Annotated in this window: 10 protein-coding genes; 7 read left to right on the top strand and 3 right to left on the bottom strand. The window is 70.4% G+C overall.

The features are described 5' to 3' along the window. Nucleotides 1–21: 21 nt before the first annotated feature. Nucleotides 22–537, top strand: coding sequence for a hypothetical protein (locus NR810_RS28915; protein WP_257457446.1), 516 nt, complete (start codon nucleotides 22–24; stop codon nucleotides 535–537). An 18-nt stretch (nucleotides 538–555) separates the two neighbouring features. Here NR810_RS28915 and rnz read toward each other — a convergent pair whose 3' ends face one another. Further along, a complete protein-coding gene (gene rnz / locus NR810_RS28910; RefSeq protein ID WP_257457445.1) occupies nucleotides 556–1,479 on the bottom strand; it encodes a ribonuclease Z in 924 nt (307 codons plus the stop codon). Nucleotides 1,480–1,571: 92 nt separating this feature from the next. Here rnz and NR810_RS28905 point away from each other — a divergent pair, with 92 nt between their 5' ends. The 6 genes from NR810_RS28905 to NR810_RS28880 all read left to right on the top strand — a co-directional run bounded on the left by NR810_RS28905 (nucleotide 1,572) and on the right by NR810_RS28880 (nucleotide 9,395). Continuing rightward, complete coding sequence (locus NR810_RS28905) at nucleotides 1,572–2,264, top strand: DUF2293 domain-containing protein (RefSeq protein ID WP_257457444.1); 693 nt, start codon at nucleotides 1,572–1,574, stop codon at nucleotides 2,262–2,264. 128 nt (nucleotides 2,265–2,392) lie between these two features. Continuing rightward, complete coding sequence (locus NR810_RS28900) at nucleotides 2,393–3,154, top strand: TetR/AcrR family transcriptional regulator (protein ID WP_257457443.1); 762 nt, start codon at nucleotides 2,393–2,395, stop codon at nucleotides 3,152–3,154. Next, nucleotides 3,151–4,257: an efflux RND transporter periplasmic adaptor subunit gene (locus NR810_RS28895; RefSeq protein ID WP_257457442.1), complete on the top strand. Its 1,107-nt coding sequence runs from the start codon at nucleotides 3,151–3,153 to the stop codon at nucleotides 4,255–4,257. The genes NR810_RS28900 and NR810_RS28895 overlap by 4 nt, the downstream gene beginning before the upstream one ends. A gap of 27 nt (nucleotides 4,258–4,284) precedes the next feature. After that, entirely contained in the window at nucleotides 4,285–7,401 is a 3,117-nt protein-coding gene (locus NR810_RS28890) for an efflux RND transporter permease subunit (protein WP_257457440.1), read from the top strand. Nucleotides 7,402–7,440: 39 nt separating this feature from the next. Further along, the gene (locus NR810_RS28885; RefSeq protein WP_257457438.1) at nucleotides 7,441–8,910 is read left to right on the top strand and encodes a TolC family protein; all 1,470 of its coding nucleotides are present in this window, start codon (nucleotides 7,441–7,443) and stop codon (nucleotides 8,908–8,910) included. 26 nt (nucleotides 8,911–8,936) lie between these two features. Beyond that, a complete protein-coding gene (locus NR810_RS28880) occupies nucleotides 8,937–9,395 on the top strand; it encodes a hypothetical protein (protein ID WP_257457437.1) in 459 nt (152 codons plus the stop codon). 8 nt (nucleotides 9,396–9,403) lie between these two features. Here NR810_RS28880 and NR810_RS28875 read toward each other — a convergent pair whose 3' ends face one another. Further along, nucleotides 9,404–9,970 (bottom strand): endonuclease dU, encoded by a 567-nt coding sequence (locus tag NR810_RS28875; RefSeq protein ID WP_257457435.1) that lies wholly within the window; start codon nucleotides 9,968–9,970, stop codon nucleotides 9,404–9,406. A 128-nt stretch (nucleotides 9,971–10,098) separates the two neighbouring features. Continuing rightward, entirely contained in the window at nucleotides 10,099–10,305 is a 207-nt protein-coding gene (locus NR810_RS28870; protein ID WP_108072049.1) for a cold-shock protein, read from the bottom strand. Between the last annotated feature and the right edge of the window lie 89 nt (nucleotides 10,306–10,394).

Genomic DNA, 10,394 nt, shown 5'->3' with positions numbered 1-10,394 from the left:
CGTCTCAGGAGAGATCCGCACATGTCGCTCTCGAAGCGCTCGCCATGGAGCCTGTCGCTGCTGCTGCTCGCCGTCACCTCACTCGCCGCCGGGTGCGCGTCCACGCGCCGCGAGGCCTACCTCCAGGAGAAGGCCTCGCAGCACGTGTACCGCCAGCCCATCGCCGAGGTATGGCCGCAGGTCCGCTCCTTCTTGAAGGAGAAGGACCTGCCCCTGCGCGAGGCCCCGGGCTCCTATGAGATCAGCACCGACTGGCACATGGTGGGCGCGCCCTCGTCGCTGGGCACCAACTACGTGCGCTACCTGGTGCGCGGCAAGCAGCCCACCCCGGCCATGTCCTCGGTGGAGATCTTCAAGCAGAACCGCACCGAGGCCGGCCAGGGCCCGGTGGACCCGAACACCGGCGAGCGCCGGCAGCTGGGCACCGACAGCACCAACCTGGTGCGCGACATGGAGATGGAGTGGGAGCTGCTTCAGCGCCTGGCGCCCGAGGATGCCAAGGCGCTGCGCGAGGACGCCGAGAAGTCCATCAAGTAGCCCGGCCGCCCCGCGCGCTCAGTCGCGCAGGGGCAGCTCCACGGTGAGCCCGTCGAAGGCCACCTCGACGGGTCCCTTGAACTCCTCGCGCGCCTGGGCGAGCAGCCGCGCGGGGTCCGTGTCGTGACGGCTGGAGAGGTGCGTGAGGATGAGGCGCCGGGCCCCGGCCTCTCGCGCCACCTGCGCCGCCTCGCGCGCCGTGGAGTGCCGCGTCTCGTGCGCGCGCTCCTGCTCGTCGTCGGAGAAGGTGGACTCGTGGATGAGCAGATCCGCGTCCTTCGCCGCGCGCACCATGGACTGGCAGGGGCGGGTGTCGCCGGAGATGACCAGCCGCCGCCCGGGTCTCGGGTCTCCCACCACCTCGGCGGGACCGATGGTCCGGCCATCCGGCAGCGTCACCGTCTCACCGCGCTGGAGCTGGCCGTAGACGGGCCCCGAGGGAATCCCCATGGCCTTCGCCTTCTCCAGGTTGAACTTGCCCGGGCGCTCGTCCTCCTGCAGCACGTAGCCCAGCGCGTTGATGCGGTGGTCCACCCCCACCGCGTGCACCGTGTAGCCGCGCCGCTCCACCTTGTCCCCGTCGCGCAGCTCGTGCACCTCCACCGGGAAGGACAGCGACTCCACGCCCAGGTGCACCGCCTGGTTCAGCAGCCGCCGCGCCGGCGGAGGCCCGTAGAGCTGCACGGGCGAGTCCCGCCCCATCATCCCCAGCGTGCGCAAGAACCCGATGATTCCCAGGTAGTGGTCCGCGTGGAAGTGGGTGAAGAAGACGGCATCCACGGTGAAGCCGGTGCCGTAGCGCACCATCTGCCGCTGGCTGCCCTCGCCGCAGTCGAAGAGGAGCAGGTCCGCGTCCGCCTTCACCGCGAGCCCCGAGAGGTTGCGGTGCAGCGTCGGCTGTGCGGCCGAGGTGCCGAGGAAGGTGAGCCTGAGAATGGACATGCCGGCGCTGCCCACGATTGAAGACCCTCCCGCGCAGCGCCCCAGCGCTGGCGACATGCCCCTTTAGCACGATATAGGCGCCACCCCCCGTCATGAGCGACTCCCTCACCGTGTCCCCCACGAGCGACCCGCGCCGCGTGCGCGCGGCCGATGGTTCCATCCTCTCCGTGCCCGCCGGCTGGGCCCTGTTGCCTCCGGGTGACGCGGGCCTCACGCGCCGGGTGAAGGCCGCCGGCCCCAGCTGGACGGTGGTGGAGAAGAAGGGCCGCAAAATCTTCTCGCAGGGGGTCTGGGCGCCCGAGGCCCACATCACCGCCGCCCAGGCCGCCCTGGAGGCCGAGCGTGCCACCCCCGCCTACGCCCGCAAGCGCGAGGCGGACGTCCGCCGCCGCGAGCGCGAGCAGGCCGAGTACGAGGTGGACTTCGCCAACGCGGTGCTGCGCTTCCTCGCCTTCGCGCCCACCTTCACCCCCCAGGCGAAGCGGCTGGCCGTGGCGGTGTCGGCCCATGCCACCCCCGTGGGCAGTGGCACCGTGGCCCGCACCGAGCGCATCCCCCTCGAGCGCCGCGCCGAGGCCGCCGTCATCGCCTGGATGCGACACCAGACGACGGCCTACGACAACCTCTCCATCGCCCGGGTGAAGGGCGCCCGCCGCGAGGTGCGCCGCGAGCTGGCCGAGGTGTCCCGCGCGGTGTTGGACCTGCACCGCCGCGACGTGCCCCATGCACCTCCCGCGTGCCCCCTGTGCACCGCCCTGGCGCGGCTCGGCGCTCCCTCTCCGTAGTCAGTAGCCCGGCTTTCATTCAGGTAGTTGAACTGATGGGTTCGGTAAGCAACACTCGGGCGGTTACTGACCCGTGATTCAGAAACCCCCTGGCGGTTTCTGACCAGCGGGTTAGTAATGCGCCCGTCATGGCTCGTCCCGCGGACCCACATGCCCGTGCGGCACTCATCGCCGCCGCGCGAACCGAATTCGTGAAGAAGGGCATCCGAGGCGCCCGCATCGAGGACATCACCGCCGCGTGCGGCCTCTCCAAGGGCGCGTTCTACCTGCACTACTCCTCCAAGGAGGCGCTCTTCGGCGAGGTGGTGGGCGAGTTCACGGAGGCGATGAACCGGCTCATCACCCAGCGCAAGGCGGACGGGGAGCGCTTCTTCGCCGAGCACGGCCCGCTGGAACCGGGTGACGTGGCCGAGCGCTCCGAGCGTTACGAGGGCCTGGTGCGCATGAGCACCGAGGCGGACCTGCGGACGCTGGAGCTGATGTGGTCCTACCGTGACGTGGTGCACGTGCTCATGCGCGGCAGCCAGGGCACCGAGTTCGAGACGGTGCTGTGGCGGGTGGTGGAGCATGAGGTGGCGCGGGTGGCGCAGGACTTCCAACGGCTGCAGCGCAACCGCGCCTTCCGCTCGGACGTGCCTCCCGAGGTCACCGGCTCTCTGCTCGTCGGCACCTACGTGTTGCTGGCCCAGCGGATGAGCCAGATGGAGCACAAGCCGGACCTGGCCGCCTGGGCCAACTCGCTCCACCTCCTCATCCTCGAGGGCAGCCTGGCCCCGGGCATCACCGCCCCGCGCCTCTCCTCTTCGAGGACTCCGAAGACTTCCCCGCGCCGGTCCCCCCGGGCCCGCGCGCTCTCTCGCACTCGCAGCACCCCGAGGTCAGGATCGTGAAACTCTCCAGGACGCCTCTCGTCGCCGGGCTCGCCGCCGTGGGCATGGCCGCCACCGCGCTGTCCCTCTCCGGCTGCAAGGCGGACGCCGCTCCGCCCTCCACCGCCACCAAGGCCGCCACCGCGGAGCAGCTCCCCGCGGTGACGCTCGCCGCGACCCGCTCGGAGCAGGCCGCGCTGCGCGAGGAGGTGACGGGCACGCTCTTCCCCGCCCAGGCCCTGCAGGTGGGCTTCGAGGTGGGTGGCCGCCTGGAGAAGGTGCGCGTGAAGAAGGGCCAGACGGTGCAGGAGGGCCAGGTGCTCGCGCAGCTCAACGTGGAGATCGCCGACGCGCAGCTCGCGCAGGCGCAGGCCGCCGTGGCCGCCGCCGAGGTGAGCGCCGCCATGGCCGCCGACGTGGCCGGACGCAACGCGAAGCTGCAGGAGCAGGGCAACGTGAGCGACCTGCAGAACCTCACCTCCACCACCCAGGCCCGGCAGGCCGAGGCGCAGCTGCTCGCCGCGAAGGCGCAGCGCGCGCAGGCGCAGGCCGGCCGCCGCAAGCACGACCTGAGGGCGCCCTTCGCCGGCACCATCACCGACGCGCCCGAGCAGGTGGGTGCCATCGTGGGCCCGGGCGCTCCCCAGTTCGGCCTGGAGAACCTGGACACCCTGCTGCTGAAGACGACGGTGGCCGAGTCCACGCGCGCCCACCTCAAGCCGGGCACCAAGGTGCGCGTCGAGGTCGTCGGCGGTGGCGCCTCCACGGACGAGGCCGTCATCCGCACCATCATCCGCTCCGCGGACCCGGCCACCCGCCGCATCCCGGTGGACATCGTGGTGCCCAACAAGGACGGGCGCTTCGTGGCCAACACCCTGGCGCGCGTCATCCTCCCGCTGGGCGAGGCGCAGGAGGCCCAGGTGATTCCCGTCTCCGCGCTGTCCTCCTCGGGCGGGGACCACGTCTACGTGGTGGCCTCCAATGGCGAGGTGCGCCGCGTGGACGTGCAGGTGCTCGAGCGCCGCGTGCGTGAGGTGGTCGTGAAGGCCGCCTCCCCGCTGGACAAGGTCGTCGAATACCCCACGCCGTCCCTCGCCGAGGGTACGCGCGTCTCCGTGAAGTAGGCCTCGAAGGATACCAGGGCGTTTCCCATGCTCCTCAGCGACGTCTCCATCCGCCGGCCCGTCTTCACGGCCATGCTGTCCCTCTGCCTCATCGTCCTCGGAGTGATGGGGTACACCCGGCTCGGTACCGACCTCTACCCGGACGTGTCCATCCCCGTGGTGGTGGTCAACACCATCTACAAGGGCGCGGGCCCGGGTGAGATCGAGACCCAGGTCATCAAGCCCATCGAGGATGCCGTCGCCGGCATCAGCGGTGTGGACAAGATCCACTCCTTCAGCCGCGAGAACGTCGGCACGGTGATCGTGCAGTTCAAGCTGTCGGCCGACCTGGACCGGTCGGTGCAGGAGGTGCGCGACAAGGTGTCGGGCGTGGCCAACCGGCTGCCGCAGGACGCGGACACGCCGGTGGTGGGCCGCGTGGACATCTCCGCGGTGGCCGTCCTCACCTACGCGGCGAGCGCGCAGGCGGACTCGCGCACGGTGCGCAAGCTCATCGAGGACAAGCTCAAGCCGGCCCTGGCGCAGCTCGAGGGCGTGGCCGACGTGCGCATCAACGGCGGTGACGTGCGGGAGATCCAGGTGGACATCGACCTGGACAAGGCGCGCGCGGTGGGCGTGTCCCCGATGGACATCTCCCAGCGCATCGGCATGGAGAACCTGGACCTGCCCGCGGGCCGCCTGCAGCTGGGGCCCAACGAGCTGACGGTGCGCTCGCTGGGTCAGTTCCGCGACGTGGACGAGCTGCGGCAGCTCCCGGTGGCCCAGAGCCGCACGGGCGCCCAGGTGCGGCTGGAGGAGATCGCCACCATCACCGACGGCGTGGCCGAGCGGCGCACCACCGCCCGCCTCAATGGCAAGGACGCGGTCATCTTCGAGATCGTCAAGCAGCCCGGCTCCAACACCGTGGCCGTGAGCGACGCGGTGAAGAATGCGCTGGACACCGTGGTGCCCTCCCTGGGGCATGACTTCAAGACCACGCTGCTCATCGACCAGTCGATTCCCATCCGCGAGAACGCCCACGAGGTGTGGGTCGCCCTCATCTTCGGCGGCGCGATGGCGGTGCTCATCATCTTGATGTTCCTGTTGGACCCGCGCGGCACCTTCATCTCCTCGCTGGCGCTGCCCACCTCGGTCGTCGGCACGTTCTTCGTGATGTACCTGCTGGAGTACTCGCTCAACCAGATGACGCTGCTGGCGCTGTCGCTGGCCATCGGTCTGCTCATCGACGACGCGGTGGTGGTGCGCGAGGCCATCACCCACCGTCTGGAGCAGGGTGAGGACCCCGTGTCCGCGGCCTCCAAGGGCACCTCGGACGTGGGCCTGGCGGTGCTCGCCACCACGCTCGCCCTGGTGGCGGTGTTCGTCCCGGTGGCCTTCATGCCCGGCATGGTGGGCCAGTTCCTCCAGCAGTTCGGCCTCACCATCTCGGTGGCGGTGCTCATCTCGCTCTTCATCTCCTTCACGTTGGATCCCATGCTGTCCGCGCGTCTGGCCAAGCAGCGCAAACCCGGCGAGCACCACCAGGAGAACGCGCTGGCCCGGTCCATCCGCCGCTTCCTGGACGGGAGCGAGCGCTTCTACTCGCGCATCCTGCGCTGGGTGCTGGACCACAAGTGGACGACCGCGGGCATCACCGTGCTGGTGATGGGGCTGTCCTTCGGCGCCGCCAGCCGCCTGGGCGTGGAGTTCCTCTCCCCCGAGGACCGCTCGCAGTTCCTCGTGCAGCTCATCCTGCCGGATGCCTCGAACCTGGAGCAGACGGGGGCTCGCGTGGCGGAGGCCGAGCGGCTCCTCAAGCAGATTCCCGAGGTGACGGACGTCTACTCCATCGTCGGTGACAACGGCGATGTGAACAAGGCGCGCATCCGGGTGCTCACGGTGGAGAAGCACCAGCGCACCCGGGGCATCGATCCCATCAAGGAGCAGGCGCGCGAGATTCTCACGCCCGCGCTGGTCTCCACCCGCGTCATCATGCAGGACCCGCCCATCATCGACGGCCTGGGTGGTGACTTCTATCCCATCATCGTGCGCGTCACCGGTCCGGACCTGGAGAAGATCCGCGAGGAGTCCGAGCGCGTCGCCCAGATTCTGCGCGACATCCCCGGCACCGCGGACGTGCGCGTGGACTTCAACCCGCCCAAGCCGGAGCTGGCCATCGAGATCGACCGGGCCCGCGCCAAGGACCTGGGCGTGAGCGCCGCGGCCCTGGCCATGCAGATGCGTCTGGCCATCGGCGGTGACGTGGCCGCCAAGCTGCGCGAGGGTGTCGACGAGACGGACATCCGCGTCCGTCTCTCCGAGCGCGACCGTGGCACCCCCGAGCGCGTGCGGCAGATCCTCCTGGCCACGCCCAAGGGGCTCGTCCCCGTGTCGGACCTGGCCAAGGTGGAGCTGCGCGATGGCCCCAGCGTCATCGAGCACGAGAACCGCCAGCGGCAGCTCGCCGTCTACGCCCAGCTCCAGGGCGCTCCCCTGGGCGACGTGGCGAACAAGCTCCGCGAGAAGGTGGCCGAGAAGCCGCTCGCCCCGGGCTACTCGCTCGTCTACGACGGTCAGATGAAGATGATGGCCGAGCAGAACGACGCCTTCGGCACCGCCTTCCTGCTGGCCTTCGTCTTCATCTACATGGTGCTCGCCAGCCAGTTCGAGTCCCTCAAGCACCCCTTCACCATCATGGTCTCGCTGCCGCTCGCCCTCGTGGGCGCGCTGCTGGGTCTGTTCTTCGGCGGCTTCCACGTCTCCATGGGCGCGATGATCGGCATCATCCTGCTGATGGGCCTGGTGACGAAGAACGCCATCCTCCTGGTGGACGGCGCGCTTCAGTACCTGCGCGAGGGTGACTCGGTCGACGAGGCGCTGATGAAGGCCGGCCCCCGCCGCCTGCGCCCCATCCTCATGACGAGCGCCGCCATGGCCATCGGCATGGTGCCCACCGCCATCGGCAAGGGCGTGGGCTCCGAGTTCCGCGCCCCCATGGCCATCGCCGTCATCGGCGGTGTCATCACCTCCACCTTCCTCACCCTGCTGGTGGTGCCCGTGGTCTTCGCCGCCATGGAGCGTCTGGGCTTCTCCAAGACCGTCCAGAAGAAGGACGAGGCCTCCCCCGTTCCCGTCTCCGAGCAGCAGCCCGGCCGCGCCGCCTGAGCGGTCCCCCGGGCTCACCCCCTCCGTCCCTTCATCCTTATGTCCATCCGAATCGCTGCTGGTTCCGTCCGGCGTCCCCTCTCCCTCGTCCTGCTCGCCGCGCTCTCGCCGCTCGGCGCGCTCGCCCAGGCGCCCTCGGCCCCCGCGCAGTCCGCTCCGCAGGCTCCCACCGCCCAGCCCTCCGCGGTGGCCTCTCCCGCACCCGGCACGCTCCGCACCGTGACGCTGCAGGAGGCGCTCTCCCTCGCCGCGAAGCAGGGCCCGGACGTGGCCGCCGCTCGCGCCCAGTCCGCCGTCGCCGCCGCTGGCGTCCGCCGCGCCTGGACCGCCTGGCAGCCCGAGCTGACGCTCAGCGGCCAGTTCGTCCACTCCAGCGCCGCGGCCGAGCTGGACCTCGGCAGCTTCGTCCAGCTGGTGGGCGGCGTGTTCGCCCTCCAGCCCGTCAACCCGGGCATCATCCCTCCCCCCGTCGTCATCTCCGCGGAGAACTCGCGCTACGCGACGGCGCAGATCTCCCAGCCCCTCTTCACCCCCGCCGGTGTCTTCCTCATCGGCCCCGCCAAGGCGGGCGCCGAGGCCGCCGAGCTGGGGGCCCTCGAGGCCCGCGAGCAGGTGCTGCTGGCCGTGGCGCGCACCTACCTGGGTCTGCAGGGCATCATGCAGATGATGGACGCCGCCCGTGAGGCCGAGCAGGTGGCCCTCCAGCGCGAGGCGGATGCCCGCGCCCAGCTCGGCGTGGGCATGACCGTCGAGGCCTCGCTGCTGCGCGCCCAGGCGGAGACCGCCCAGGCCCGTGTTCAGCTGGCTCAGCTCTCCGGACAGTACGCCCAGCTGCTGGCCATGTTGGGGGCGCTCGTGGGCGAGCCCGTGCAGCCCGCACCGCTGGAGACCCCTGGCCCTCAGTGGGTGATTCCCTCCGACGACCAGAGCCCCTGGGAGGACACCTTCGCCGTGCGCTCGGCTTCCAAGGCCGTTCAGGCCAACGAGGGCAAGGTGACCTACGACCGTTTCTCCTGGCTGCCCAGCCTCGCCGCCATCGCCCGCGGCAACTACAACTCCAACGCCGGCTTCACCGGCAAGAACACCACCTACGAGCTCGTCGTCGCCGCCTCGGTGCCGCTGTACGACCGCGGCCAGCGCTACGCCAACCTGCACGAGGACGAGGCCCGCCTGGCTCAGGCCAGGGCGCAGTATGAGTCGGCTCGCGCCAGGGGCCGCGCCAACTGGGTCGCCGCCAAGGCCAACCTGGAGGCCGCACAGGCCGCGCTCGCCCAGGCCGAGGCCCAGTCGCAGCTCGCCGCTCGCGTGCAGCAGCAGATCGCCGCCGCCTTCAAGGCCGGTGTCGCCACCAGCCTGGAGATGTCCGACGCCGACACGCGCCGCTTCCTCGCCGCCAGCGCCGCCGCCCAGGCCCGCGCCACCCTGGAAATCCGCCGCGTCGAGCTCGTCGCCGCCGCCGGCCGCATCGCCTCCTCCCTCGAGCAGGCCGAGCAGTCGCAGCCGCGGTGAGCCCGGATTCGCCCACGGAGCCGGGCTTGCTCGCGGTCGATCTCGGGCTCCGCTCGGGCCTGGCTCTGTTCGGCTCCGATGGGCGGTTGCGTTGGTACCGCTCGCAGAACTTCGGCTCCCAGTCGCGGCTCAAGCGGGCGGTGCCCGCCGTGCTGCACTCCGCCGCTCCTCTCGCGTGGTTGGTCTTGGAGGGCGGCGGGCCCATCGCCGAGGTCTGGGAGCGTGAGGCCGCTCGGCGCGCGCTCCCCGTGCTCCGTGTGTCCGCCCAGGACTGGCGCGCCCGCCTGTTGTACGCCCGTGAGCAGCGCAGTGGTGGGTTGGCCAAGGACGCGGCCGATGTGCTCGCTCGCCGCGTCATCGAATGGTCCGGTGCCCCTCGGCCTACCTCGCTCCGGCATGATGCCGCCGAGGCCGTGTTGCTCGGCCTGTGGGCCTCGCTCGAGGTGGGGTGGTTGGAACAGGTGCCGCCCGAGGTCCGCAGGTAGGGGCACCGTCAGGCCCTCTTGGAGCTTTCTCCCGTCACCACCGCCGAGCCGATCAGGTGCGCCAGTCGCAAGGCCTCTGGTACGTGCCCCCGGTCCGTCAGGCGCTTCAGGGCTTCCGCCACCCACTCCGGCTCCGCTCCCTGCACCTGGAACGTGAAGCCTCCCAGTTGGTGGATGGGGCCTGCCTTCCTCAGCAACTCCAGCCGCCGCTCCGCTCGGGGCAGGTGCCGCAAGGCTCCCTCCACCGCCTCCAGGTCCGGCATCCTCCTCATGACCGCCACGCATGGCTTCTTCAGCTCGTTCGCCAGCCTCGGCAGGTCCACCACGTTGAACCCCCCGAACGCGATTCCATCCAGCAACACCAGGTGGAGTTGCGGCAGGAACTTGCCCCCTACCAGCAGCCGGCTCACCTCGCTCGTCGCCGTCCACCCGTCCTTGCGCACCTGGCCCCAGACCAGCCCCTCGAACCTCGTGCCCCCGCACACCACTCCCACCAGCGGCACCTTCGCGCCCGGGCGCTTCGTGAACGGGGCGTCATCGAAACCTATGACTCGGGGCAGGGGCGGTAGACGCATCGGCGAAGACCCTCACCCTGACCCTCTCCCAGGGGGAGAGGGGATTGGCACGGGCAACGGCACCACCAAAAGCAAGAGCCCGACCCTCTCGCAGAGGATCGGGCTCCAGGAATCATCCGGGGTACGGACTACCCGGCGGCGCGCACGTTCTGCGCCTGCAGGCCCTTGGGGCCCTTGGTGACCTCAAACTCCACGCGCTGGCCCTCGGCCAGGGTGCGGAAGCCATCCATGTTGATGGCCGTGTGGTGGCAGAACACGTCCTCACCACCGCCGTCCTGCGTGATGAACCCGAAGCCCTTCGCGTCGTTGAACCACTTGACAGTACCAGTTGCCATGAATCGTTCTTCTTTCGTTACCAGGCGGCAGCTACCGCCTTCTCGGCCCGGACTTGAGCCGGAAGGCAAGGCGTAGTCCGTCCCATCCA

This window comes from Archangium lipolyticum (assembly GCF_024623785.1).
Taxonomy (GTDB): domain Bacteria; phylum Myxococcota; class Myxococcia; order Myxococcales; family Myxococcaceae; genus Archangium; species Archangium lipolyticum.
The sequence above is the reverse complement of the archived record's forward strand: the minus strand, read 5'-3'. Positions and strand labels throughout refer to the sequence as shown.

Coding starts and splice junctions, on each gene's coding strand:
- NR810_RS28915 (WP_257457446.1), top strand. CDS start 22: ATGTCGCTCTCGAAGCGCTCGCCATGGAGCCTGTCGCTGCTGCTGCTC.
- rnz (WP_257457445.1), bottom strand. CDS start 1,479: ATGTCCATTCTCAGGCTCACCTTCCTCGGCACCTCGGCCGCACAGCCG.
- NR810_RS28905 (WP_257457444.1), top strand. CDS start 1,572: ATGAGCGACTCCCTCACCGTGTCCCCCACGAGCGACCCGCGCCGCGTG.
- NR810_RS28900 (WP_257457443.1), top strand. CDS start 2,393: ATGGCTCGTCCCGCGGACCCACATGCCCGTGCGGCACTCATCGCCGCC.
- NR810_RS28890 (WP_257457440.1), top strand. CDS start 4,285: ATGCTCCTCAGCGACGTCTCCATCCGCCGGCCCGTCTTCACGGCCATG.
- NR810_RS28885 (WP_257457438.1), top strand. CDS start 7,441: ATGTCCATCCGAATCGCTGCTGGTTCCGTCCGGCGTCCCCTCTCCCTC.
- NR810_RS28875 (WP_257457435.1), bottom strand. CDS start 9,970: ATGCGTCTACCGCCCCTGCCCCGAGTCATAGGTTTCGATGACGCCCCG.
- NR810_RS28870 (WP_108072049.1), bottom strand. CDS start 10,305: ATGGCAACTGGTACTGTCAAGTGGTTCAACGACGCGAAGGGCTTCGGG.